Below are 23,178 nucleotides of genomic sequence, written 5' to 3' on the forward strand. Positions count from 1 at the left end.
AGTACGCCGTTGCTTTTTTTAGGATGTCACGCTCCTCAATGACACGGGCCAGCACCCACTTCAGCCGACGGTTCTCGGCCTCGTGATCGACGCCCGTCTTAGGAACTGGGTCCGCGAAAAGCTTCATCCATTCATACAGAGAATGCGTGCTCACGCCCAAGCGCCGGGAAACCTCCCCCACCGGATAACCGCGCAAAGTGATCTGACGCACCGCATCGCGCTTGAACTCGTCGCTGTTGTTGCTTGTTCCAATGGTCGCCTTCTCGGCTCAAAGTTAGGCGGCGAAGCGTCTATAAAAATAGGGTCTGGACCCATTGATTTTCTATTGAGAGCATGATTCACGGCTCGAAAACGAGCGGTGAACATGTCTGATCTATTCTTGTTGAGCGACGCGCAGATGGCGCGTCTGAAGCTCTATTTTCCGAAATCCCACGGTAAGCCACGCGTCGATGACCGACGTGTGTTGAGTGGGATTATCTTTGTCAATCGCAATGGCTTGCGCTGGCGCGACGCACCGGCGGCATACGGACCGCATAAGACGCTGTACAACCGTTGGAAGCGTTGGAGCGACAAAGGCATCTTTGCCCGGATGATGGCGGGTCTGGCGGCCGGGCATGGCGAAGAGAAGACCGTGATGATTGATGCAACGTATCTCAAAGCCCACCGAACAGCGACAAGTCTGGGCTTGAAAAAGGGGGGCGTGGACGCCTGATCGGACGGACCAAAGGCGGCATGAACACCAAGCTGCATGCCATTTGCGACAGTCAGGGACGACCGCTTGATCTGTTCGTGACCGCCGGACAGGTGAGCGATTACATCGGGGCCCGCGCTTTGCGCTGCTCGGGGATCGCGGTTATGATGCCGACTGGTTCAGAGAAGCTTTGCAGGACAAAGGGATACGCGCATGTATCCCGGGCCGAAGACAACGCAAGAAACCCGTCAAGTACGACAAGCGGCGCTACAAACGCCGCAACTGCATCGAGATCATGTTCGGCAGACTCAAGGAGTGGCGACGTGTAGCGACCCGATACGCAGGTGCCCAAAGGTCTTCCTGTCAGCCATCGCACTCGCGGCCATCGTGATCTACTGGCTTTGAAACTCAATGAGTCCAGACCCTAGGGCCAACTCAGTCTTTCGATGTTTCTCTGAGCCATTCAGCGTCATAGCCTCGATCACCCAACAGCCAATTGACCTATGTTTGGCCCGAGACGAGAGCCCGAGAGCCGATGTAATCACTGACCTGACCGGCGGTTACGAAGAAGCTCAGTGGGCGTCCAGCGCTGTCACAGATCGCGTGAAGCTTGGTGTTTATCCTGCGCTTTGTCCGCCCGATCAGACGGCCACGTCCCCCTTTTTCAGCGCAAGGCTCGACGCCGTGCAGTGGGCTTCGAGGTAGGTCGCGTCGAGCATGACGGTCTTCTCTTCACCGTGATCTGCGGCCGAACCGATCAACATCTCGGCAAAGATCTCCTTATCGCTCCATCGCTTCCGGCGATTGGACAGCGTCTTGTGAACCCGTATTCCCTGGGCGTATTGCGCAGCCGTAAGCCATTGCGATTGATGAAGATAATCCCATTCAGCACACGCCTGTCATCAACACGAGGCTTGCCATGAAACTTCGGAAAGCAAGATGCAAGCCGCGCCATCTGCACGTCACTCAACCAGAATAGATCTGACATGTTCACCGCTCGTTATTCGAACCGTGAATCACGCCGCATAACATAATTCAATCAGCCCTGATTCAAAGCAGCTTGGTCGATGTCCTACAGCCAATTCGAGGCCAATTTTAAGAGTGGTGTGGCCGGTAGCGCTTTTATCGTCGGCCACTTTGCTGAACTGCAGGTTAGCAAGACCGGGTCCGTCACGAACATTTGGGACACCACACGCGTCTCATCGGTGCATACCCCGCTGTTCTTCGTGGGATTCCGAATGTGCGCGATCCGGCAATTGGAAGCGGCATTTGGATCGGAGGCATGATGCCGATCGCCCTGCAAGGTTCCGTTCGGATCAAGAGCATGCAACGAAACGCTGGACGATCGAACACAAGCATCTCGACGGTCAATCGCGCAACTTGATCGACGGGGATTGTGGAAGACACGACCCGATCAATCTGTCAGCGCCTTCGCCTTACGAACCGGAGGTCGGCGATTTCGTCTTGATCGGAAAGATCGCTTTCTTGAGAATCTCCCCTGTTTCGTCGACGATAAACCGGCACGCGCGATCCCTGTGGTGGAAGGTCAGTCGCCAACAGCCGGCGTCCTCCTCGACGCCGGTCTCGCAGCGGGAAGTGATGGCGCCATCGCGCATCCTCACTTTGATCTCTTCCTGCGAAAGTCCGAACGTATCCGCCAACAGAGCGGCGTCGACGACGAAATCGCCGTTCTTTCGCTCAATCTTTGTCATGGGGTCTCGATCCAATAATTGTTGGCAGCCGCCACGGTGGCGAAATGCGTCGCCACGACCTGGCTCGAGGCGATAAGGGCATCCGCGTCTTTCGCGTAGACTGGGCGAAGCTTGTCGCGAACGTCCGCATCCGGTTGGGTCATCTTGATCGCGACGCGTGCCATTTTCACGGCGAGGTCATAACCCTCTTGCGGGGTCTCGGTCTTCAATGTGGTCAGCCAAGTCGTCATGTCATCTACCTTTCTGTTTTGGTGTGTGTTTTCGCGATGAAGAAATTTGGGGGCGAATTCAGCCGGTCATATCGTACACGCGGCTGCCTTTCTTCAAGCAGGCTCACCACGGCGCCCAGCCGGATCTCTGACGCCGGGTTGTCAAGAGCTGCACCTCCAACACTGCGACGGCGCGTATCGATCAGACCGGCGCGGGACAGGCGTTGCATGATCTGGACCAGATGATTGCATGACAGCCCGAACTCCTCGGCAAGGTCTGCGGTCGAGAAGGCAGGAGACGGCGCACTCGGCATGCGCATCAACATGCGCAATCCGCGGTCGGTGAAGGACGCAAGGCGCATCGCTGTGACGGTTCCACGCAAAACGGTATTTACAGTACCTATTAGCAGACCTAGTCTTCATTGCAAGATTTAAACCAAGAGGCCTCCATGCCCGTTCGCGACCCGTCCTTGAAAATAGTCTCCGCCCGGCCCGAGATGACGGCGGCGATCATGGGCGAAACGGGTCTGGACGAGCAACTCCTGCGCGATCTCGTTCACTCCTTCTACGAAAAGGTTCGTGATGATCCGGTGCTGGGCCCAATTTTCGATGCGCGCATCGAAGATTGGGGGCCGCATCTTGACCGCATGGTGGCGTTCTGGTCCTCGGTCGCGCTGATGACGGGACGCTACCATGGACGACCGGTGCCCGCACACACGCCTCTGCCTATCGAAGGCGCGCATTTCCGCCGCTGGCTGGCGCTGTTCCGGGAGACGGCACACGAGATCTGCCCGCCCGCCGGTGCTGCCCATGTCATAGAGCGCGCTGAACGTATCGCCCGCTCGCTCCACATTGCCGTCGAGCAGGCGCAGGCTTCTCCCGACGCCATTCCAATACTTCGCTGATAAGATAAAAGGATGTCCAAATGTCTGATGCTGTCCCGACCGACGACGCCTGCGAACTGACGCGCCATATCGAGACACGTTACCATGCGCGTCACCGCCAACAGCTGCCGCCGCTCGCCGCCATGGCCGAGAAAATCGAAACCGTGCATGCCGGTGACGATCATTTGCCCATTGGGCTGTCGGACCTTTTGCGCCGCATGATCGGCGAGATGGAGGTGCACATGAAGAAGGAAGAGCTGATCCTCTTTCCTGCCATCCGCAAGGGCGGAAGTCCGGGCATCGAGAACCCGATTGCCGCAATGCGCGCCGACCATGACGATCATGCGACCGAGGTTGCGGAAATTCGTCAGCTGACTGGAAACCTCGCATTGCCCGACGGCGCCTGCCGCACCTGGATCGCGCTCTATGCCGGGCTGGAAGAATTCATCATCGACCTCGAGGAACACATGCGGCTCGAGAACGATGTGCTCTTTCCGGTGTTCGAGACCCGGAGCGCGAACGATGTCTGATCTTCGCTTTCCGCAGGCAACGCGCGGCCATTCCGAGAGGCGTCACGGTCTGGCACCGGAGGCCGACGATGCTTTCCGAACCTTTTCAAAAGCAGTGTTCGCCGAGGGAGCGCTCGACTCGCGCACCAAGCAGATCATCGCTGTCGCCGTCGCCCACGTCACGCAATGTCTGTGGTGCATCGATGGCCATGTGAAGGCCGCCCGGCGCTCAGGCGCCACTCAAGAGCAGATCATGGAGGCAATCTGGGTCGCGGCCGAGATGCGCGCAGGCGCAGCCTTTGCCCATTCGATCAAGACGCTGGACTTTATGGAGGATGACGCAGCGGGATGACGAACGCGCCGGACATCGACATCGCACGGGTCTATGACGATCCGGATGCGACCTGCGGCGCGCGGCTGCTGGTCGATCGTGTCTGGCCCCGCGGAATCAGCAAGGACGATCTCGACCAGGACGACTGGATAAAGGAGGTCGCCCCGAGCACCGAACTGCGCAATTGGTTCGGTCACGATCCCGACAGGTGGAGTGAATTCCAGCGACGCTATCGGGGCGAACTGGACGACAACAAGGAGGCCGTGGAAAGCTGTCTGGCTTGGTGCCGAAAAGGCCCTGTTGTCCTGCTCTACGGCGCGAAGGACCGCGATCACAACCAGGCCGTGGTGCTGCGCGAGTTTCTGCGCGAGAGACGGTCCTCTGAGGACGTAACGTGACGGAGGATCCGAAACCCGCGCGGCGCATCGCGACTGACCGGCCCTTCGCGGTCAACCTGATCCCTGCGGCCACCGCCCCGCACCTGCTCGACGCCCAGATCACGTGCTGCTTCGACCTTGGCGTAAACGCGTTCTCATTCTTCTGGGATGTGGTGCTTTCGGCGGTAAAGCGCGCGAAGCAAGCCGTTGCATTGTTTGAGTACAGCGCTCCTCGGTCACCCCGGCCGACGCGCTTCAGTCGACGGTTCTCGGCCTCGGGGTTCACCCCTGGCTTTGGCGTCGGCCCTCCGGAAAGCTTCAGCCACTTGCAGTTAGAACAAGTCCTGACATCAACCGTCGAGACGCCGATCGCACCGGATACCCGCGCACCCTGATCTTATGCACCTCGTCCCGATTCAACTCGCGGGTGTCTTTGGTTGTCCCAATGTCGTCCTCTTCGCCTCAAAGCGTGGCGCCCAGCCTGTTTCACAACGGCCGAACATGACATCGCCGTGAGCACCTATGCCTTCAAGAACGACAAGACAGTTTCGTTGTGCTTCAAACGCCCTCCAATCCTTGTCATCTTGGCGTTCGCCTTATCCCATACACTTGAATTTCTGCACGACTGATTTGCACAATGGATTCCGGGTATCAGTTGTCTCCTCGCAAAGCGCATAAGCTGTTGTGACGATTGCATTGGGTTGGGCGCGAGCGCCAAGGAGGTCTGGGTTGCGTAGCGCCCGCCTTCTGCTCCAAGCTTTAAAAAATCCTCGGTCCGTAGCGGAAAAATATCGATTTTCTTTCTGTTGGGAGCATATATCGTAAAAGAGTGATTGGAAGACAGCTTTTTCAGCCCCGGATTTCCGGCGTGAAAACTGGGACTACATCATTTCAAGTCGGGACTGGCGATGCCGCCCGGAGCGATGACTTCGATCGACGGGAGAGCGTATGAATATTATTCCAAACGATGCCGAGCCGACGGAAGGGTCGGCGACGCACCGCGCCTATCTGGAATTGCGCGAGATGATCGTGACCGGACAGCTCAAACCGGGCGAGAAACTCAAGATCGACGTTTTGCGCAAACTGCTCGACACCGGGGCCTCTCCCATTCGCGAGGCGCTCAGCCTGCTCACGTCCGACAACCTCGTCGAACGGATTGATCAGCGCGGGTTTCGCGCCGCCGAAGTCAGTGCCGAGAATTTCGAAGAGATCCTCATGCTGCGTTCCACCCTCGAGGATCTGGCCCTTCGTGAAAGCATCGCCAATGCCACGGACGCGTGGGAAGAATGCGTAGTGCTTGCCCATCATCGCATGCAACGCGCCAGTGACACCGGTCCCAAGAGCTTCGAGCCATTGCACAAGGCCTTTCACATGGCGCTGCTGGCGAACGCGAAATCGCCGATCCTGCTGAAATTCTGCTCGCAGCTCTACGATCTCAACATCCGGTACCGCTTCTTGGCGGGCAACACGCTCAACTACAAGAAACGCGACGTCAGCGAAGAACACGCCGGCGTTCTGGAGGCGGTTGTCGCGCGCGATCCGGACCTGGCATCGAAACGATTGCTGCACCACTACCGGTTGACCGGAGAATTCCTCGCCGGTTTGATCGGCAAGGGGTTCTCGAAATGATGCTCCCGGTCAGGCTTGCCTGACCAGCGTCAGGTCGAATTCGACTTTCAGGTAGGGCTCATCGACCTGACCGGACAGTTCAAACCCTGCTTCGGGGAAACTGCCTGCGGGCATCTCCTGGTAGGACATGACCAGATCCTTTCGCACGCCAAAGACAGTGTCCTGATCGAGATAGGGATCATCTGCCGCGAAAACCTCGGTCACCAACGGTTTGAACCCCTCAGCCTCGACGATGAAATGCAGGTGCGAGGGGCGCCACGGGTGGCGGCCGCAGGCGCGCAGGATGTCTCCGACCGGGCCATCGGAGGGCACGGTGTATTCCACCGGACGCACAGAGGTGAACCGATAGCGGCCGTCGGTACCGACGGTCTGGATGCCGTGGAAGGAATAGGTGTCTTGATCGGGATCCTGGCTTGAATACAGCCCGTTCGGCGCGGTCTGCCAGATGTCGAGTGTCGCCCCCGGAATCGGAGTGCCGTCGGGATCGCGGATCGTGCCTTGGACCAGCAGCACCGTGTCGTCGAAATCCTTGCGCAGATCGCCACCAAGGGGCAGGGGCGGGGAGCCGGTGATGTGAAACGGCCCCAGCACCGACGACGACGTGCCTTCGGGGTGCGAATGCAGCATGTCGACCAGCGACGACAGGCCGAGCACGTCGGACAGCAGCACGAATTCATGCCGCTCCTTGTCCGAGATCTCGCCGGCCGCTTCGAGAAAGGCGATGCCCGTGTTCCATTCATCATGGGTCAGGTTCACCTCGCGGGCGAAGTCGTGCAGATGCCGCACAAGGCTGCTCAGAACTTCGCGCAGGCGCGGGTCCATGTCGGGGCTCATGTAGCCCATGAAGACATCGGTGATGTTGTCCTTTGTGACGTCGCGCATGAGATCACTCCTTAGATGAGGGCCAGACTTAGGATCGGGAATTCAATCAGGATGAGGAGGACGATCAGCATCACGAAGGCGAAGGGCAACGCCCCCATGAACACGTCCTTGAGCGAGATGCGGTCGTCATCGATGGTCGACTTGATGACGAAACACGATATGCCCAGCGGTGGCGTCAGCAGTCCGATTTCCGCTCCGACCACTGTGATGATCCCGAACCAGATCAGCGACATGTCGAGCGCCTCCGCCAATGGCAGAAACAGCGGTACGACGATCAGGATGATCGACGCGGTGTCCAGAAGCGTGCCGAGAAATAGCATGAGCAACACGTAGAGCAGCATGACCGTCCAGAACGACGCGGAACTGCCCGCCAGCAGGTCTTCGAGTTGGTTCGGCAGTCCGGCAAGCCCCAGCATCCGGCTGTAGATCGACGCGGCGGTGATCAGGAACAGGATCGCCGCCGTGATGTGGCCGGTTTCCAGCAGCGCATGCCAGAACGCCTTGAGCGTCATGGACTTGCGGAAGAATGCGATGATCAGGGCGACCAGCGCGCCCGCGGCACCTGCTTCGACGGCGGTGAGCCAGCCGGTGTAGATCCCGCCCAGAACGACGGTGATCAGGAAGAGGGTCGGCAGCGTCTTGGAGGCTATCTCGCCGCCCGACATCCATTCAGTGTCGTCAACGACCCGCCCGCCGACGAAGCCCGGGGTGAAACGCCCCATGACCCAGATGGCCGTCACATAGGCGATGGCGAGGAGTATGCCCGGAATGACACCGGCGAGGAACATGTCGCCGACGGATTGTTCGGCCACGAAGGAATAGATGATCAGCATGGCCGAGGGCGGAATGATCATGCCCAGAACCGACGATCCGGCTACGACGCCCACCGCGAAACGCGGGTTGTAATCCTGCGCCATCATCTGGGGGACCGATACCTTGGTGAAGACCGAGGCCGAGGCGATGGACGATCCGGTCACAGCGGCAAACACGGCGTTCGCGCCCACGGTCGCCATGCCGATCCCACCCTTGACCTTGCGGAACCGCATGGTCATGACCTCATAGATGTCGCGGCCCAATCCGGCCTTGGACACGATCAGCCCCATGAAGGTGAAGAGCGGGATGGTGGCAAAGCTGTATTCCATCGCGCTGTCGCCAACGGCAACCTTCAGCAGGTTTAGCGCCAGGGTGAAATTGTTCCGCATCAGCCAGATCGACACGAAGGAAACCATGCCGAGCGCGATCGGGATATAGACGCCCGAGTAGATCAGAAAGACGATGGCCACGACCGAGATGAGGCCGATCTCGATGGGGGTCATTGCGACGTCTCGTCATGTTCGGGCGTGCGGACCAGTTCCGAGCGGTCTTTCCCCGCGATCACCTTGAGCACGAAGATCAGGCAGGACAGCGCCGTGCCCAGCGTGATGACCAGCTTCACCGGCCACCACGGCAGGGTGAAGAGACCCCGCACACCGAAGTAATCCTGCGTGTTCCACATATGAAGAAACTCGGGGAAGGTGATATAGGCGATCAGACCCATGAAGATGGCCGAGAGCGCGTTGATGATGCGCCGCATGTTGGCGGCGACCCTGGGGCGACGTCCCTCGACGACATTCAGAAATCCGTCGGATCGTGTCAGCCGGTCCACCCGAACGACATCGGCCAGTTGCAGAAACACGATCAGGACGACCGAGAACTGCACTATCTCGTAGGTGCCCTTGATCGGGGCCGAGAATACGCCGCGCGCGATCACGTCGACATTCAGGATCACGACCAACGCCAGCACAACGAGGGTGCCCAGGGCATTGGACGCGATCGCAAGGGTATTGGCGATCCGGGACACGCCGGCAACGGCAGATTTGAGCATGGTTCAGGCCTCTTCCGGATCGCCGTTCGGGATTATTCCGCTGTCCAGTCGCGGACGCCGTCAAAGCCCGCATCCGACAGCTTGCCCAGATAGGCCGCCAGCATCTCGGTGCCGGGTTCGCCGCTGTTGTTCAGCGTTTCAGCCCATTCCTTCGCGATGTTCGGCATGCCGTTGGCCCACGCGGCCCGGTCTTCGTCGGAGAGTTCGACAATCGTGCCGCCTTGCTCGACATAGGTGTTCCGCGAGGCTTGGGCGAGGTCCATGGCGATGCCGGCCACGTGGTCGCGATAGTCGATGGCGACGGCCTGCAACACCTCCTTGACCTCGTCCGGAAGCCCGGCCCAATAGTCGGCGTTCACGGTCACGGTCTTGGTGTTGACCGCGCCCAGATCGGCTTCGAGCATGAAGGGCGCCACTTCGGCGATCTTGAAGGTCGAGGCCGCTTCGGGCCACAACATTGCACAATCCGTGAGTCCGGTCTGAACCATGTTGTAGAAATCGGTCAGGCCCCCGCGCACGCCGGCGGCGTCCTTGATCCCCTCAAGATAGCGCAGGTTCACGCCGGCGCCGGCGATCTTCTTGCCTTCCAGATCGGCGACAGAAGACACTTCGGACGAGCAGAATACCTGGTAGGTATCAAGGACGACGCCGGTCGCCAGGTAGACCTGGTTCTGGGCTTTGAATTCGTTGTTCATCGCCGGAAACTCGCGGGCGATCTCGTCCACGGCCTTGGCCACCGCACGCGCATCGGAGGACACGAATGGCGTCGACCCGGCGATCCCCTGGCTGGGCAGTTTGGACGAATGGAAGATCGTTGTGACGATGCCGATATCGCCAAGGCCAAGCTGGATACCTTCGAGAACCCCGCGCGGTTTCACGATGGAACCGCCATAGTTCTCCTGCCATTCCATCTCGAAATTGCCGGTTTCGGCAAGGCGGCGGTTGACCTCGGGGATGAAGAAGTTGGTGAATTCCTCGACCCAGAGCGCGCGCGCCGGGTAGCCGTCGATCACCACTGCCGAGATCTTTTCCTGCGCCACGGAAGGCAGCGCCACTGCGGTTGCCATCGCCGCGCCGAAAAGGCTGCGTTTCATCATATGTTTCATGTATTTCCTCCCAGAAAGTCGGGCCTTAACGCCCGGTTTGTTTTGTTCAGTCAGGCTTCATTCCAGTGCAGGTTCGCGCGGTCGTTGCGTCCTCCCTCGACTGCGTATCCCTCAGATCACCTCACACACATCGTCGAATTCGAAACGCGGAAGTTTTTGAAACAGCGCGGTTTCGTCCGCGTAGCCGATGTTGCACAGGAAGTTCGATTTCCACCCGTTCTCCGCAAAGAATTCTTCATCCACGATGGCGTTTGAAAACCCGGACATCGCGCCGACATCCAGCCCCATCGCGCGTGCGGCGATCATGAAATACGCGCCCTGAAGCGTGGAGTTTCGAAACGCGGTGTCATGTGCGTACTTTTCCTTGCCCTCGAACAGGGGTTTGCGGTCCTCGTGCGGGAACAGGAAATCCAGCCGCTGCCAGTAAAGCGGATCCCAAGCGATGATCGCCGTCACGGGGGCGGCCCGCATCTTGTCGATGTTCTTGGCCTTGAGCGATTTCGCCAGACGATCCTTGCCCTCGTCACTGCGCACGAAGACAAAGCGGGCAGGGCAGGTGTTCATGCTGGTGGGGCCCTGGATCGTGATGTCGAACAGGGTATTCAGCATCTCGTCGCTGACCGGTTTGTCGGTCCAAGCATAGTGCGAGCGGGCATCGCGCAGGATCACGTCGATGGAGTCGTCATCCAGGTGCGGCTTGCGCGCCCGCAGACCGCGAACCGCATCTTGGGCGCTCTGGCGCAGGTCGGTCATGGCGTCCTTTCCATCCGTCATCGTCAGGCCACCGTTCTGGTTGCCGCGGTGTCTTCGTCGATCACGGGGCTCGCGCAGATGCCGATGCCTTCGATCTCGATCTCGATGGTTTCGCCCGGGCGCAGCCAGCGCGGATCGGGTTTCTTGGCGTGGCCGACACCCGGAGGTGTGCCGAGCGCGATGTGATCGCCGGGATGCAACGTCGTGTATTCCGAGATGATCGCGATGGTGCGCGCGACGCCCCAGATCATGTTCGATGTGTTGGACGATTGCAGGATCTCGTCTCCGACACGGCTTTCGATCTTCAATCCGCTCGCGCCTTCGGGCACTTCATCCGGCGTCACGACGATTGGCCCCACGGCGCCCGTGTCGTCGAAGTTCTTGCCGGGCGTCCACTGGTGCGTCTTGCGCTGGTAGTCGCGGACCGAGCCATCGTTGAACACGGTGTAGCCGAAGACGTGGTCAAGCGCCCCGTCCTCGGGAATGTGACGCCCACCCTTGCCGATGATCAGACACAGCTCGGCCTCGTAGTCGAGCTTTTCCGAACAGGCCGGACGCACCATTGGCGCGCCTGCGGCCATCAGCGAATTGTGACCGCGCATGAACAAGGCGGGATAGTCGGGAATGTCATAGCCGCCTTCCTTGATGTGCTCGACATAATTGAGGCCAAGGCAGATGAACTTGCCCGGAACGCCGATCGGTAGCGCTGGCACGATGTCGGACAGAGCCACGGTCTCACCCTTGCCAAGCGCGCCCTTGGCCCGGTCCAAAAGCTCGGGAGACGCGGTGAGCGCGGACAGGTCGCGCCCGATCTCCGGCACGGCGAAGGTGAGATTGGTGGCCTGGTCGCCCTCCACGGCGAAGACACTTTGCACGTCTCCGACGGTGCCAACGAGAAAACGCATATCAGACTCCTCAAACTCTGTGTTGATCGACTCGTGTTTTGGCGATAAAGAAGCATCAAGTCAAATAAAATCGATATTTTGAAATACAACGGGAGACCGACATGCCAAGCTGGGATGACTACGCTGCCGAGGCTCGCGGGCGGGGGGGCTTGGCCCATGAACTCTACATGGTTCTCTCCACGCCCGCAGGCGATGCCGCCAAGGTCAAGGACACCCTGCCGGCGCATCTGGCCTATCAGGCAGAGCTTGAAGCCCGCGGTGCCTTGTTCCTCGCGGGGCCGGTTTCGGACGAGACGGGTAATCTCATGCAAGGCACCGGCCTGATCATATACCGCGCCGGTTCGTTTGACGAAGCCCGCGCGCTGGCTGAGGCGGACCCGATGCATGCCGAGGGCGCGCGCAATTTCGTTCTGCGGCGCTGGCTGATCAACGAAGGGTCTCTGTCGCTTTCCGTCGCGCTGTCGGCACAAAACGTGAAATTCGGCTGAGTTAGGTTCTCAACGCCGTTTTCGTCGTGACATGCTCGACAGGATCTTCGTACGAAGGCGTTTGCTCGGGGCGGTGAGGACCGTTCGATAAGAGTGTGCATGTCACTCGGGTTGCCGAAGGGCGGGTGTAGGGGATCAAGCAGGCCCAGGCCCTGTTCGGTCGCTATTCGTATCGGCGAAGCGATCATGAAGCAGCCGGAGATTCTTGCAACCGGGCGACCCATTGTCTGCTCCCTGACTGATCATTCGCTACCGAACGACACCCAGTTCGGTCGGATGGAGACCCGACGCAGAACCCGAAATGTCTCCCGGCGTTGCCCCGCGGGTTCAGTCGTTCAGCTCCTCATCCGCGCAAAACTCGGGTCATAGGGCGACGGTGCCATGACCTCGGCAGCGACGAGGTCTCCATACATGTCCAGCTGCACCCGGCTTCCGACAGCCGCGAGGGATGGATTGACGAAGGCATAGGCGAGGTTCATCTGCACTCGGTGACCCCAATCGGCGGAGGTGACGGTGCCCACGACGGTACCGCCCTGCATCAGCGAGGCACCGCCCCGCGCCGGTGCGTGATGCGCGTCGATCCGGAGCGTGACGAAGGACTTGCGCGGCCCGTCTGCCCTGCGCTTTGTGAGGGCTGTCTTCCCGACGAAATCGGCTTTGTCTATCTTCACGAAACGGCCGAGCCCGGTCTCGAACGGGTCGAACTCCGTGATCAGGTCGGACTTCCAATGCAGGAAGCCCTTTTCCATGCGCATCGACTCGACGGCACGGGCGCCGAACAGTTTCAGACCCTCCGTTTCGCCCGCTTTCCGCAACGCCAGCCAGGCGGCGTAGGCAGATGCGTTGGGGACGTGGATTTCATAGGCCAGTTCTCCGGAAAAGCTCACGCCCATCACCGTCGCGGGGGCGAAACCGATGAAGCATTCCCGCACCGAAAGCCAGGGAAACGCCTCCTTTGACCAGTCGCCCCGGGCGCAGGCCGACAGCACCTTGCGGGCCTTCGGCCCGGCCAGGACGAGACTCGTGTAATCGTTGGTCAGGCTGCGCAACTGCACGTCTTCGCCCGCCACCAGATGTGCCGCCAGCCAGTCCATGTCGTGATATTCGCTCGCCGCCGCCGATCCGTACCAAACCCGGGCAGGCCCACGGTCGGATTGTGGCAGGTTGGCCACCGTCGCCTCGGCCTTGATGCAGCCGTATTGGTTCAAGAGGTATCCCAGCCCGACGCGGCCGTCGCGCTTTGTGACGGTGCCACAGATCATCCGGTCAAGGAAAGCGTGGCGGTCGGCGCCGGTGATCTCGATCCGGTTGAACCCGTTGACCTCTGTCAGGCCGACGTTCTCTGCGACGTTGCGCACTTCGGCTCCGACAACGTCGAAGGCTTCGTCGAAATCGAACGTGAGGCTGGGGTGAAAATCGGGCGAAGGTTTGATGTAGTCCACGCGTTCCCAGCCATTCACAACCGTGAATTCAGCGCCCTCGGCCGCCAGAACGGGCGTCAGGGGCGTGGTCTTGGCGGGCCGACCGGCGGGACGGTGTTCATGAGGGAAATGAAAGCGGAATTCGTTCTGGTAGTCTTCGATCGCCTTCAGAGCGGTCAGTTCGACATTCGCGTGCCCAGAAAACCGGCGGGGGTCGATGACCCAGGTGTCATAGCAGGCTTCGCCATGGACGATCTGCTGGGCCAGCAGCCAGCCGTGACCGCCGCCTTCGCCCAGCCCCGCGCGCAGGCCGATGATGCAAAAGGCGTTCCGCTTGCCAGGGATCGGGCCAACGAGCGGCGCGCCGTCGATGCTGTAGGTGATCGGGCCGTTGACGACCGTATGAATGCCCACCTCCTGTAGCACGGGCATCCGCTTGAAGACATTTTCCAGCACCGGAATGATCCGCTCCAGATCGTCGGGGCAGAGCGCATTGACAAAGCCCGGGTCGATCCCGTCCATCCCCCAGGTCTTGCAGTCCTGCTCGTAAAACCCCACGAGCAGCCCCTGCTTTTCCTGCCGGGAGTAGAAATCGTCGATCGGGCAGCGCAACAGCGGTACGCGTTTGCCGAAATCGGTGATCGCCTGGATCGGCTCCGTCAGGAAGTACTGGTGCTCCATCGAGGCGACGGGGTGATGCACCCCCATCATCGCGCCGACCTCGTTCACCCGGTAGCCGCAGGCATTCACCACGATGTCGCAGTCGATTTCCCCGTGGTCTGTATGCACCGTCCAGGTGTCGTCCTTGTGCTGGGTCAGGGCGGTCACCGGGGTGTTGCGATAGATCTCGGCCCCCGCCTTGCGCGCGCGCCGCGCCAGCGCCTGGCACAGTTGGGCGGGGTCGATGTCGCCATCCATCCCGTCCCAGAGACCGCCCAACAGGCGGTCGGTCGAGATCAGCGGATGGCGGCGGGCGCATTCCGCCGCGTCAAGAATCTCGTACTCCACGCCCATCCCCCGCGCCATCGACGCAAAATGCCGATAGCCTTGCATCTGCTCGGGCGTATTGGCCAGCCGGATGCCGCCGTCGCCATGATGGTAGTTGATCGGGTACTCGGGGTCGGCGGCCAGCTCCTGATAGAGCTTGATGGAATGCGACTTCAGCCCCACCATGGTCTGGGTCATCCCGAAGTTCGTCACCTGCGCTGCCGAGTGCCAGGTCGTGCCGCTGGTCAACTCGTTGCGTTCGACAAGAACGATGTCCGTCCAGCCTTCCTGCGTCAGGTGGTAGAGCGTGGAACATCCCGCGATGCCCCCACCGATCACGACGACCTTGGTTCTGGATTTCATCTGATGCCCCTATCTGGATGCGGATATCGACCGGCGGGCCATCGCGGAGACTCGCTGCCGCGGTGCAATCAGATTGACAGAGAGTGCTTCCATGGAAAAACAGTTTAAACGGCGGTATATAATCTGAAAAACACAGGTTATGATCATGACCCTTTCCGTGCGCGCGATGCGCTACGTTCAGTCGGCCCTACAACTCGGTAGCATCGCCGCGGCCGCAGAGGCGATGCACGTCGCCCCCTCGGCCATCGCCACGGCACTGAAGCAGGCGGAGGACACCTTCGGCGTGGTCCTTGCGACGCGGGCGCGGGCGAAGGGGATCTTTCCGACTCGGGCCGGCCGCGACGTGCTGCGCCGCATCGACGACCTGTTGGAGCGATACGACAGCCTGCTGTGTGACGTGGCCGACCTGAAATCCGGACTCTCCGGCACCTTGGCGATCGGCTACAACGCCCCGATCGCACCGGCTTTCCTTCCGGCGATCTGCGCACCGATGCTGGCCGCGCATCCCGATGTGGCGTTGTCCTTTGTCGAAGGGGACAATACCTCCGTTCAGAAGGGCCTTCTGGACGGGCGGTTCGACGTGATCCTTTTCGTTGCCGACCTGCCAAATCCTCAGATCGCGACGCGACCGCTGATCCACGCGCCGACCTATTGCCTGTGTCCGGCGGACCATCCCTTCGCGGCAAGCGGGGCGGTGCCGGTCAGCCAGATCGCGGGCGAGCCGCTGATCCTTTTGGACCGACCGGCCGCGCGGGGCTACTACATGGAGCTGCTGGAACAGAGCGGCGAGACCTTCCGCATCGTGGCCACCGCAAATTCGACCGAGATGGTGCGCTCGCTCGTTGCTGCCGGGATCGGGGTGTCGCTGCTGAACATGCGCCCCCGTGACGTGCCGCCCTACGCAGGCTCCGAGGTCAGATGCCTGCCGGTATCCGGCGCATCTTCGGGAGTCACTCTGTCTCTTGGGTTCCCGCCGGGACCGAAGCGCCGTTTGGTGCAGATGTTCGTCGACGGTTGCGCGGATTTCTTGCAGGGGCCGAAGGGAGTCGAGTTGATCGTGCCAAATCAATTGCGGGAACTGCCGACCGGATCAGAACTCCGCCCCCAGTGACCGAGGTGCTGCCGGCAAATTCAACGTAATCAATGACACAAAAAATCTGGTATGTTGTTTGCCATGGCAGATGCGGTCGCCCAGGTTTCATGAGGAAAAAGACATGGAGTTCAATGCGAAGGTCCGCACCTGTCTCGGCTTCAACGGCAACGGCCATGAAGCCGCTGATTTCTATGTCTCGCTGCTGCCCGACAGCAGTATCGAGAACACCGTGCACCCCGACCCGGATGGTCCTCCGCTCGTGATCGAATTCACCTTGGGGGGCGCACCCTACATGATCTTGAATGACGGGCCGCCCTTCATCCCGGGACTCGCGGCGTCGATCTCGGTTCTGACCGAGGATCAGGACGAGACCGACCGGCTTTGGACCGCTCTGACAGAGGATGGCGGTGAGGAGAGTTACTGCGGCTGGCTAAAGGACCGCTGGGGCGTGTCTTGGCAGATCGTGCCGAAAATCATGCCCCGCATGCTCGCCGATCCCGACCGCGCCGCGGCGAAACGTGTGATGCAAGCGATGAGGCAGATGGGCAAACTGGACATCGCGGCGCTGGAGGCCGCATCTCGCGCTTGAATGATCGTCGCGCCCGCAACTAAGGAGAAACCCAATGAGCTACATTCAGGGAGTACTGATTGCCTGCCCCACCGACAGAAAAGACGCCTATCGCGATCTGGCTGAAAGAGCGGCGCCGATTTTCGCGGACTACGGAGCGACCCGGATCGTGGAATGCTGGGGTGATTCCGTCCCCGACGGCAAGGTCACCGATTTCAAACGCGCGGTGAAGGCGAAGGACGACGAGACAGTCGTGTTCTCGTGGATCGAATGGCCTGACAAGGCAACCTACGAGGCCGCCGCGCAGAAGATGGAAACCGACGAGCGTTGGCAAGACATGCCCGAGATGTGCTTTGATGGGAAACGGATGATGTGGGCCGGCTTCGAACCGATATTCGAGTGGGGCGGCTAGGCAAGCTTCGCGACATATGCCTTCGGCCTATCGAAACGCAAACCAGTTCGGGTTTGATGTCCCGATCCCGGTCGAGGCCGTTGCCGACCTCGGGTTCCCTTGTCACTTCTCCCAGTCAACCCGACGCCCGACGATTTCGGTCGTGCGTCAACCGCAGCCGTGTCCACCATGGATGCGCAAAACCCATGGGCACAAACCTGGGGCGCCGCTGTTTCGCGCGGACATGTCACGCGACGATCAAGGTGCCTTGCTGTGTCAGTGCGTCGATCTGCGTCTGTGAATACCCATGTTCCGACAAGACTTCCGGCCCATGTTGGCCGAGGGTCGGGGCCGGGCGCACAACCCCGCCAGGCGTGTCGCTGAATTTGATCGGCAATCCTATGGCCTTGACCGCACCCGCGACAGGATGGTCGGTTTCGACGATCATGTCCCGCGCAAGCGCCTGAGGATCGCGGTGCATTTCGCAGATATCCATCACCGGTCCGGCGGGCAGACCGGCCGCTTGCATACGGACCATCCAGTCGTCCGTGTCCCGCTGTTCGAGGTGGCTTTCGAGGAGCGGGACCAGCTCCTGCAGATTGTTTATTCGGTCGAAGTTGCTGGAAAATCGCGGATCCTCGGTCAATTCGGGTGCTTCGATCACCTCAAGCAGACGCAACCAGTTGCGTTGGTTGGCAGCTCCGATGTTGATCCACCCATCTCGGGTCCGAAACGATTGATACGGTGCGTTGAGCGGATGGGCGGATCCCATCGCGCCGGGAGCCTCGCCCGTGGCAAACGCAATCGCCGATTGCCAGTAGGTCAGCGAAATTCCGGCCTCGAAGAGCGATGTATCGACCATCTGGCCTTGCCCGGTGGCCCGCGCATGGGAATATGCCGCCACGCAGCCCAAAGCAGCAAGAAAGCCTGCGGTGATGTCGGCGATCGGCGCACCCGGTTTGACGGGTGGGCGTCCAGGCCCTTCGCCGGTGATCGACATGAGGCCGGACATGCCTTGGGCGATCAGATCGAACCCGCCGCGTTCGGCATAGGGTCCGGTCCGACCGAAGCCCGAGACCGCGCAGTACACGAGCTTTGGGTTGGTCTTGCGCAGAGTTTCATAGCCGAGGCCAAGCCGCTCCATCGTGTCGTGGCGATAGTTTTCGATCACCACATCGGCGCTGTCGAGCAACTTGCGGAGGACCTCGATGGCATCGGGGGTTTTCAGGTTCAAGGCAATGCCCCGCTTGTTGCGGTTCATCATCATGTAAGCCGCGCTCTCACCGTTGATATCCGGTGGCAGGAAGCGGCGACTGTCGTCGCCATCGGGTTTCTCGACCTTGATGACGTCAGCGCCCATATCGGCCAGCATCATGCCACAGGCCGGGCCAGCCATGATATGCGCCAGCTCGATCACCTTCATTCCTGCCAGAGGGCCTTGTCCGCTCATGTCCCGCTCCATTCTGGCTTGGATTTCGTGAGGAAGGCCTCGAGCCCGTGTTTGAAGTCATTGCTCATGTAGCAGAGCGCAATCAGGTCGGCGTCTTGTGCGGCAAGTGCTGCCCGGTTGCGGCGCATCGCTTCTTTGGTGGCGCGCAAGGTCAGCGGGGCCATGGCTGCCAGATGCTCGGCCAACGTCTCAGCCCGTTCCATGAGCGTGTCCTCATCCGGCAAAACCTGGGAGACGAGGCCGGCGGCCAAGGCCTCTTCCGCTCCCATCAGGCGGGCCGTGAAGATCATCTCGCGCACGCGTCCCGCGCCGATCAACTCGCTCAGGCGGGCCAGATTCCCCGCGTTCAGGCAATTGCCAAGCGTGCGCGCGATCGGGAAACCGAATTTCAGCTGGGCGCTGCTGATCCGGATATCGCAGGCCGCCGCGATGGACGCCCCTCCACCGGTGCAGGCTCCATGGATCGCCGCCACCGTCGGGACAGGACACTGATCGACCGCAGTCAGGACCCGGGTGATCTCGTCCTCGTAGTCGAGCGCATCCTGTTCGGTCTCGAAAGCGCGGAACTGAGTCATGTCAGTGCCCGCCGCGAAAGCCTTGCCCCCGGCACCCTTGACGACCATCGCCCGCACCGATCCGTCGGTGGGAACATCGGCGCAGAGGCGCGCGAGGTCCTCGTACATGCCAAATGTGATCGCATTGCGCGCTTCGGGGCGATTGAACGTAACCCAGAGTGTCGTTCCGCGCTGCTCGGATATGAGTTCGTTGGTCATCTGTCGTCTGTCCTTCCTGGAAGCGCCAAAATGCTGCTGAGATAAAACGTCTGCATCAGGGCCACACCCTGCGGTCTTGCCTATTGACGTGGCCGCATGTCAGCTCTGGTCGGAGTGTTCGGGTTTGTCCGACAGCGCTTTGATATGGGCCGCGTATTTGTTCATCATGTGCATCTTCATGAGTCGACCCAACCCGTCTGCGTCGCGCTCGCGCAGCTTGTCCATCATCTGCTCATGCTCCTGAATGGCCTGCGCCCAGCGTTCGTCGGACAGGTTCACCATGAACCGCGCGCGGCGGACGCGGGCGGCAAGCAGGCGATGGTGCGATTCCAGGATGTCGTTCCGTGCGCCCTCGATCAGGGCGGCGTGGATGTCCTGATTGGCCTGAAAATACGATTTGATATCCCGCGCGTGGAAGGCTTTGACCATCGCCTCGTGACGCTTTTCAATACTTGCGATCCCGGCATCGCTGAGATTCTTGCAGGCCAGTTCACCAGCGAGTTGTTCAAGCATCGCGATCACGGGGAATGTCTTTTCAAGCTCTTCGGGGGTCACCTCGGCCACGCGGGCGCCACGGTTGGCCTGCAACACCACCAGCCCCTCGGACGCCAGCACCTTCAACGCTTCGCGCAAGGGTGTTCGCGACACGCCGAAGGACTCGCATAGGTCTTTCTCCGGCACTTTTTCGCCCGGTTTCAATGCGTCTTCGACGACAAGGTTGCGTAGCCGTTCAACCAATTCTTCGTGCAGTGTCGGGCGTTTGATGCGTTTCGTAAGGTTCATGTCCGCATCCTATCCATCAATGGCCTGATCCAGCAAGCGCGCGACATGCATCGCGCGGCGGGCCGTGCCATCGGCGATCTGGTGGCGGCACGAGGTCCCATCCGCCACGATGATCGCGTCGTCCGGTGCGGCCTGCAAAGCCGGGAACAGATCAAGGTTCGCCATCTTGAGTGACACGTCGATCGTATCGGGCGCGTAGCCAAATGCGCCGGCCATTCCGCAGCAACTGCTTTCAATCATGTGCACGTCCGCGTCCGGAATCCGCTTCAAAAGATCCAGCATCGGCGTGACCGCATCCTGCGCCTTCTGGTGGCAGTGGCCGTGCACGAAGATCGGGCGGCGCAGCGACTTCATCGGCAGGTCCGGCCGATTGGCCAGGAACTCCTCGAACGTATGCGTCACCTCGGACAGCGCCTGCGCTTCGGGACCGGGACAGAGCGCCAGAAACTCATCGCGGAAGGTGAGGATGGAGGAGGGCTCGAGGCCGACCACCGCAACGCCCTTCGTCACGGCATCTTTGGTGGCATCGATCACGCGCTGCGCCTCGGCGCGTGCGTCATCGACACAGCCGACGGCCAGCAGTGTACGCCCGCAATCAAGCGCAGTGCCCGAGCCATCCCGCGCGACAGCGACGCGCAATCCGGATGCGCGCAGTACCCGAACGGCAGCGCGCAGGTTCTCCGGCTCGAAGTAGCGGTTGAACACATCGGCAAAGAGAAGGACATCCGGATCGGCCTCCTGCGCCTCGTCATCCCGAAAGGGCTTTGACGACCAGATCGGCAGATCGCGGCGATGCGAGATACCGGTCAGCCCTTCGGCCAAACGGCGCACCGGGCCGATCTTGTTGCGCAGGTTCATCAACCACGCCAGTTTGGCAACTTTGGGCGCGTATCGCGGCAGATATCCGACGAGCTTCTCGGCAAGTGTCAGTCCGCTTTCCTTGCGTCGGGCCGCCAGCACCTCGATCTTCATGCGTGCCATGTCGACACCCGTCGGGCATTCCCGGCGGCAGGCTTTGCAGGACACGCAGTATTTCATCGTGTCCGCCATCGCGTCCGAGGTCAGACCTCCGGGGATTTGGCCGCTGATCGCAAGGCGCAGGGTGTTCGCCCGACCGCGCGTCGCGTCGCGTTCGTTGCGGGTGGCGCGGAAGGATGGGCACATCACGCCGCCCTTCAGCTTGCGGCAGGCGCCGTTGTTGTTGCACATTTCAACCGCGCCCTGGAAACCGCCAGCCGATCCGGGCCAGGCACTCCAGTCGAGCGCGGTTTCGAAATCCGGCACGTCGTAGTTCGGTCCGTAGCGGAAGACGCGGCGATCATCCATGGCCGGCGCGTGAACGATCTTTCCGGGGTTCATCAGTCCCTTCGGGTCGAAGCGGGCCTTCACCTCTTCGAAAGCCGACACGATACGGCGACCGAACATCCTTTCATGGAATTCGGAGCGCACGATGCCGTCGCCATGCTCGCCGGAATGCGAGCCCTTGTACTGCTTGACGAGGTCGAAGGCCTCTTCGGCAATGGCGCGCATGGTTTTGACGTCCTTGTCCTGCCGCATGTTCAGTACCGGTCGTACATGCAGACACCCGACGGACGCGTGCGCGTACCAGGTGCCCTTGGTGCCGTAACGCGTGAAGATGTCGGTCAGACCCTGAGTGTATTCCGCGAGGTCCGGCAAGGCGACGGCGCAATCCTCGACGAACGAGATCGGTTTTCCGGCCTCCTTCATCGACATCATCACGTTGAGGCCGGACTTGCGGTACTCTGCGATCGCGCCCTGCAGGCCGTTGTCGGTGACAGGGACGACGCCGCCCCAAGTACGCCCCGAGCCGGTGAAGGCGAAACCCATATCGCCCATCAGTTGCGACAGCTCGCCGAGCTTGGCCGCGTTTCCTTCTGCGCTGCCCTCCGCGAATTCGACCAACAGCAAAGCCGCGGGCTTTCCCTGGACAAAGGCCTCGATGGTCTTGCGGAACAACGGGATATCGCGCCCGAGGGCGATCATCGTATCGTCGATCAACTCGACGGCTTGCGGATTCAGTGTCACCAAATGCTGCGCTGCATCCATCGCGGCGTAGAAAGTGGGGAAGTGGCAGACACCGGTCACCTTTTCCCCGGGCAAACGCGCGAGGCCGAGGTCCAATTCCGTGAAATAGGCCAGCGTTCCTTCGGACCCGACCAGGAGATGCGCCATGTTCACTTCGTTGCCGGTCAACGCATCGATGTTGTATCCGCCGACACGGCGCTGCACCTTGGGAAACCGCGCGTCGATCTCGGCGGCTTCGCGTCGCCCGAGCGCGCGCATGTCGGTGACGAGGTCGGCATAGGGGCCCGGTTCCGGGTCGGTTCCGTTGAACCGAGCTTTCGTTCCATCCGGCAAAATGGCCGATATCGCGCGGACGTTGTCGCGCATGATGCCATAGCGCAGGGACTTGCCGCCTGACGAGTTGTTCGCAGCCATTCCGCCAAGCGTGCAGCGTGAGGCGGTGGACGGATCGACCGGGAACCACAGACCATGCGGTTTCAATGCGTGGTTCAGTTCATCAAGAACCAGCCCCGGTTCCACCCGCGCCGTCAGTTTCTCGGTGTCGATGTCCAGAATACGGTTCAGATGTCGCGTGTTGTCCAGCACCACGGCGCGGTTCACGGTCTGGCCGCATTGAGAGGTGCCTCCCCCCCGCGGAAGCACCGGCGTTTCCTCTTCCCGCGCGACGCTCATGGCCGCTTCGATATCCTCAACCGAGCGTGGCACAACGACGGCTTGGGGAATCATCTGGTAGATCGACGCATCCGTTGCATAACGTCCCCGCGACGCGGGGTCGGTCATGACCTCACCTGCGACCGCAGAACTCAAGCGGTTGGAAAGACGGGCATTCTCACGCATGAGACTCTGATTATCCTCCCCTGTCGGCGCCTTGTTTCCGGAGCCCGATTTTTATGTTGACTGAATTATGAATTCATAATTACGTTTTATCAACAGTTAATCGCGCCGACTCAACGGTGCTTTCGG

25 protein-coding genes and 2 pseudogenes are annotated in these 23,178 nt (G+C 60.7%); 11 read left to right on the forward strand and 16 right to left on the reverse strand.

The features are described 5' to 3' along the window. Positions 1–253: transposase (locus JF290_RS00005; protein ID WP_199023206.1), on the reverse strand; the 253-nt coding region annotated here is incomplete at its 3' end. A gap of 111 nt (positions 254–364) precedes the next feature. On the opposite strand from JF290_RS00005, the pseudogene JF290_RS00010 reads away from it, so the two are divergent. Then, positions 365–1,096: pseudogene (locus JF290_RS00010) on the forward strand (IS5 family transposase). Positions 1,097–1,129: 33 nt separating this feature from the next. On the opposite strand, the pseudogene JF290_RS00015 reads toward JF290_RS00010, so the two are convergent. From JF290_RS00015 to JF290_RS00030, 4 genes and pseudogenes are all read right to left on the reverse strand, one after another. Further along, positions 1,130–1,679 (reverse strand): annotated as a pseudogene (locus JF290_RS00015) (IS5 family transposase); the annotation flags it as partial. A gap of 448 nt (positions 1,680–2,127) precedes the next feature. Next, positions 2,128–2,418, reverse strand: a complete 291-nt coding sequence (locus JF290_RS00020) for a DUF6522 family protein (protein WP_233155066.1) — start codon at positions 2,416–2,418, stop codon at positions 2,128–2,130. Then, positions 2,400–2,633 carry a hexameric tyrosine-coordinated heme protein gene (locus JF290_RS00025; RefSeq protein ID WP_199022667.1) on the reverse strand — a complete coding sequence of 78 codons (234 nt, stop codon included), beginning with the start codon at positions 2,631–2,633 and terminating at the stop codon, positions 2,400–2,402. The genes JF290_RS00020 and JF290_RS00025 overlap by 19 nt, the downstream gene beginning before the upstream one ends. A 5-nt stretch (positions 2,634–2,638) precedes the next feature. Then, positions 2,639–2,974, reverse strand: a complete 336-nt coding sequence (locus tag JF290_RS00030) for an Rrf2 family transcriptional regulator (protein WP_199022668.1) — start codon at positions 2,972–2,974, stop codon at positions 2,639–2,641. Between the two features lie 87 nt (positions 2,975–3,061). Between JF290_RS00030 and JF290_RS00035 the strand changes: the two genes are divergently transcribed. From JF290_RS00035 to JF290_RS00060, 6 genes are all read left to right on the forward strand, one after another. Continuing rightward, positions 3,062–3,517 carry a group III truncated hemoglobin gene (locus tag JF290_RS00035; RefSeq protein ID WP_233155068.1) on the forward strand — a complete coding sequence of 152 codons (456 nt, stop codon included), beginning with the start codon at positions 3,062–3,064 and terminating at the stop codon, positions 3,515–3,517. Positions 3,518–3,537: 20 nt separating this feature from the next. Then, complete coding sequence (locus tag JF290_RS00040; RefSeq protein ID WP_199022669.1) at positions 3,538–4,026, forward strand: hemerythrin domain-containing protein; 489 nt, start codon at positions 3,538–3,540, stop codon at positions 4,024–4,026. Then, a complete protein-coding gene (locus tag JF290_RS00045; RefSeq protein ID WP_199022670.1) occupies positions 4,019–4,357 on the forward strand; it encodes a carboxymuconolactone decarboxylase family protein in 339 nt (112 codons plus the stop codon). The genes JF290_RS00040 and JF290_RS00045 overlap by 8 nt, the downstream gene beginning before the upstream one ends. Further along, positions 4,354–4,734, forward strand: a complete 381-nt coding sequence (locus tag JF290_RS00050) for a DUF488 domain-containing protein (protein ID WP_199022671.1) — start codon at positions 4,354–4,356, stop codon at positions 4,732–4,734. Before JF290_RS00045 ends, JF290_RS00050 begins: the two co-directional genes overlap by 4 nt. Beyond that, positions 4,731–5,108 (forward strand): hypothetical protein, encoded by a 378-nt coding sequence (locus tag JF290_RS00055; protein WP_199022672.1) that lies wholly within the window; start codon positions 4,731–4,733, stop codon positions 5,106–5,108. The genes JF290_RS00050 and JF290_RS00055 overlap by 4 nt, the downstream gene beginning before the upstream one ends. A gap of 553 nt (positions 5,109–5,661) precedes the next feature. Next, on the forward strand, positions 5,662–6,342 hold the full coding sequence (locus JF290_RS00060) for a GntR family transcriptional regulator (protein WP_199022673.1): 681 nt from the start codon (positions 5,662–5,664) through the stop codon (positions 6,340–6,342). A gap of 9 nt (positions 6,343–6,351) precedes the next feature. Here the strand turns inward: JF290_RS00060 and JF290_RS00065 are convergent, their stop codons facing one another. The 6 genes from JF290_RS00065 to JF290_RS00090 all read right to left on the reverse strand — a co-directional run bounded on the left by JF290_RS00065 (position 6,352) and on the right by JF290_RS00090 (position 11,852). After that, complete coding sequence (locus tag JF290_RS00065) at positions 6,352–7,224, reverse strand: dioxygenase family protein (RefSeq protein WP_199022674.1); 873 nt, start codon at positions 7,222–7,224, stop codon at positions 6,352–6,354. 11 nt (positions 7,225–7,235) lie between these two features. Further along, the gene (locus JF290_RS00070; RefSeq protein ID WP_199022675.1) at positions 7,236–8,540 is read right to left on the reverse strand and encodes a TRAP transporter large permease; all 1,305 of its coding nucleotides are present in this window, start codon (positions 8,538–8,540) and stop codon (positions 7,236–7,238) included. Beyond that, positions 8,537–9,088 carry a TRAP transporter small permease subunit gene (locus JF290_RS00075; RefSeq protein ID WP_199022676.1) on the reverse strand — a complete coding sequence of 184 codons (552 nt, stop codon included), beginning with the start codon at positions 9,086–9,088 and terminating at the stop codon, positions 8,537–8,539. The genes JF290_RS00070 and JF290_RS00075 overlap by 4 nt, the downstream gene beginning before the upstream one ends. 32 nt (positions 9,089–9,120) lie before the next feature. After that, on the reverse strand, positions 9,121–10,194 hold the full coding sequence (locus tag JF290_RS00080) for a C4-dicarboxylate TRAP transporter substrate-binding protein (RefSeq protein WP_199022677.1): 1,074 nt from the start codon (positions 10,192–10,194) through the stop codon (positions 9,121–9,123). Positions 10,195–10,305: 111 nt separating this feature from the next. Further along, complete coding sequence (locus JF290_RS00085) at positions 10,306–10,968, reverse strand: malonic semialdehyde reductase (protein WP_199022678.1); 663 nt, start codon at positions 10,966–10,968, stop codon at positions 10,306–10,308. Positions 10,969–10,970: 2 nt separating this feature from the next. Beyond that, complete coding sequence (locus JF290_RS00090) at positions 10,971–11,852, reverse strand: fumarylacetoacetate hydrolase family protein (RefSeq protein WP_199022679.1); 882 nt, start codon at positions 11,850–11,852, stop codon at positions 10,971–10,973. A gap of 101 nt (positions 11,853–11,953) precedes the next feature. Between JF290_RS00090 and JF290_RS00095 the strand changes: the two genes are divergently transcribed. Beyond that, entirely contained in the window at positions 11,954–12,340 is a 387-nt protein-coding gene (locus JF290_RS00095; protein WP_199022680.1) for a YciI family protein, read from the forward strand. A 335-nt stretch (positions 12,341–12,675) separates the two neighbouring features. Here JF290_RS00095 and JF290_RS00100 read toward each other — a convergent pair whose 3' ends face one another. After that, positions 12,676–15,111 (reverse strand): GcvT family protein, encoded by a 2,436-nt coding sequence (locus tag JF290_RS00100; protein ID WP_199022681.1) that lies wholly within the window; start codon positions 15,109–15,111, stop codon positions 12,676–12,678. 145 nt (positions 15,112–15,256) lie between these two features. On the opposite strand from JF290_RS00100, the gene JF290_RS00105 reads away from it, so the two are divergent. The 3 genes from JF290_RS00105 (at position 15,257) to JF290_RS00115 (ending at position 17,184) form a co-directional block, all read left to right on the forward strand. Further along, positions 15,257–16,222 carry a LysR substrate-binding domain-containing protein gene (locus tag JF290_RS00105; RefSeq protein ID WP_199022682.1) on the forward strand — a complete coding sequence of 322 codons (966 nt, stop codon included), beginning with the start codon at positions 15,257–15,259 and terminating at the stop codon, positions 16,220–16,222. 103 nt (positions 16,223–16,325) lie between these two features. Continuing rightward, a complete protein-coding gene (locus tag JF290_RS00110) occupies positions 16,326–16,793 on the forward strand; it encodes a VOC family protein (protein WP_199022683.1) in 468 nt (155 codons plus the stop codon). Positions 16,794–16,827: 34 nt separating this feature from the next. After that, on the forward strand, positions 16,828–17,184 hold the full coding sequence (locus JF290_RS00115) for a DUF1428 domain-containing protein (protein ID WP_199022684.1): 357 nt from the start codon (positions 16,828–16,830) through the stop codon (positions 17,182–17,184). 226 nt (positions 17,185–17,410) lie between these two features. On the opposite strand, the gene JF290_RS00120 is transcribed toward JF290_RS00115, so the two are convergent. The 4 genes from JF290_RS00120 to JF290_RS00135 all read right to left on the reverse strand — a co-directional run bounded on the left by JF290_RS00120 (position 17,411) and on the right by JF290_RS00135 (position 22,995). Further along, entirely contained in the window at positions 17,411–18,613 is a 1,203-nt protein-coding gene (locus JF290_RS00120; RefSeq protein WP_233155069.1) for a CaiB/BaiF CoA transferase family protein, read from the reverse strand. Continuing rightward, positions 18,610–19,386: an enoyl-CoA hydratase/isomerase family protein gene (locus tag JF290_RS00125; RefSeq protein ID WP_199022686.1), complete on the reverse strand. Its 777-nt coding sequence runs from the start codon at positions 19,384–19,386 to the stop codon at positions 18,610–18,612. The genes JF290_RS00120 and JF290_RS00125 overlap by 4 nt, the downstream gene beginning before the upstream one ends. A gap of 99 nt (positions 19,387–19,485) precedes the next feature. Further along, positions 19,486–20,169, reverse strand: a complete 684-nt coding sequence (locus JF290_RS00130) for a GntR family transcriptional regulator (RefSeq protein ID WP_199022687.1) — start codon at positions 20,167–20,169, stop codon at positions 19,486–19,488. 9 nt (positions 20,170–20,178) lie between these two features. Beyond that, positions 20,179–22,995, reverse strand: coding sequence for an FAD-binding and (Fe-S)-binding domain-containing protein (locus JF290_RS00135; RefSeq protein ID WP_233155071.1), 2,817 nt, complete (start codon positions 22,993–22,995; stop codon positions 20,179–20,181). Positions 22,996–23,178: the final 183 nt, after the last annotated feature.

It is taken from the genome of Sedimentitalea arenosa, from assembly GCF_016428585.1.
Classification (GTDB): Bacteria; Pseudomonadota; Alphaproteobacteria; order Rhodobacterales; family Rhodobacteraceae; genus Sedimentitalea; species Sedimentitalea arenosa.

What these genes read in the sequence shown, in the direction of transcription:
- JF290_RS00025 (WP_199022667.1), bottom strand. Translation starts at nt 2,633, where the DNA reads ATGACGACTTGGCTGACCACATTGAAGACCGAGACCCCGCAAGAGGGT.
- JF290_RS00030 (WP_199022668.1), bottom strand. Translation starts at nt 2,974, where the DNA reads ATGCGCCTTGCGTCCTTCACCGACCGCGGATTGCGCATGTTGATGCGC.
- JF290_RS00035 (WP_233155068.1), top strand. Translation starts at nt 3,062, where the DNA reads ATGCCCGTTCGCGACCCGTCCTTGAAAATAGTCTCCGCCCGGCCCGAG.
- JF290_RS00040 (WP_199022669.1), top strand. Translation starts at nt 3,538, where the DNA reads ATGTCTGATGCTGTCCCGACCGACGACGCCTGCGAACTGACGCGCCAT.
- JF290_RS00045 (WP_199022670.1), top strand. Translation starts at nt 4,019, where the DNA reads ATGTCTGATCTTCGCTTTCCGCAGGCAACGCGCGGCCATTCCGAGAGG.
- JF290_RS00050 (WP_199022671.1), top strand. Translation starts at nt 4,354, where the DNA reads ATGACGAACGCGCCGGACATCGACATCGCACGGGTCTATGACGATCCG.
- JF290_RS00060 (WP_199022673.1), top strand. Translation starts at nt 5,662, where the DNA reads ATGAATATTATTCCAAACGATGCCGAGCCGACGGAAGGGTCGGCGACG.
- JF290_RS00065 (WP_199022674.1), bottom strand. Translation starts at nt 7,224, where the DNA reads ATGCGCGACGTCACAAAGGACAACATCACCGATGTCTTCATGGGCTAC.
- JF290_RS00070 (WP_199022675.1), bottom strand. Translation starts at nt 8,540, where the DNA reads ATGACCCCCATCGAGATCGGCCTCATCTCGGTCGTGGCCATCGTCTTT.
- JF290_RS00075 (WP_199022676.1), bottom strand. Translation starts at nt 9,088, where the DNA reads ATGCTCAAATCTGCCGTTGCCGGCGTGTCCCGGATCGCCAATACCCTT.
- JF290_RS00080 (WP_199022677.1), bottom strand. Translation starts at nt 10,194, where the DNA reads ATGAAACATATGATGAAACGCAGCCTTTTCGGCGCGGCGATGGCAACC.
- JF290_RS00085 (WP_199022678.1), bottom strand. Translation starts at nt 10,968, where the DNA reads ATGACGGATGGAAAGGACGCCATGACCGACCTGCGCCAGAGCGCCCAA.
- JF290_RS00090 (WP_199022679.1), bottom strand. Translation starts at nt 11,852, where the DNA reads ATGCGTTTTCTCGTTGGCACCGTCGGAGACGTGCAAAGTGTCTTCGCC.
- JF290_RS00095 (WP_199022680.1), top strand. Translation starts at nt 11,954, where the DNA reads ATGCCAAGCTGGGATGACTACGCTGCCGAGGCTCGCGGGCGGGGGGGC.
- JF290_RS00100 (WP_199022681.1), bottom strand. Translation starts at nt 15,111, where the DNA reads ATGAAATCCAGAACCAAGGTCGTCGTGATCGGTGGGGGCATCGCGGGA.
- JF290_RS00105 (WP_199022682.1), top strand. Translation starts at nt 15,257, where the DNA reads ATGACCCTTTCCGTGCGCGCGATGCGCTACGTTCAGTCGGCCCTACAA.
- JF290_RS00110 (WP_199022683.1), top strand. Translation starts at nt 16,326, where the DNA reads ATGGAGTTCAATGCGAAGGTCCGCACCTGTCTCGGCTTCAACGGCAAC.
- JF290_RS00115 (WP_199022684.1), top strand. Translation starts at nt 16,828, where the DNA reads ATGAGCTACATTCAGGGAGTACTGATTGCCTGCCCCACCGACAGAAAA.
- JF290_RS00120 (WP_233155069.1), bottom strand. Translation starts at nt 18,613, where the DNA reads ATGAGCGGACAAGGCCCTCTGGCAGGAATGAAGGTGATCGAGCTGGCG.
- JF290_RS00125 (WP_199022686.1), bottom strand. Translation starts at nt 19,386, where the DNA reads ATGACCAACGAACTCATATCCGAGCAGCGCGGAACGACACTCTGGGTT.
- JF290_RS00130 (WP_199022687.1), bottom strand. Translation starts at nt 20,169, where the DNA reads ATGAACCTTACGAAACGCATCAAACGCCCGACACTGCACGAAGAATTG.
- JF290_RS00135 (WP_233155071.1), bottom strand. Translation starts at nt 22,995, where the DNA reads ATGACCGACCCCGCGTCGCGGGGACGTTATGCAACGGATGCGTCGATC.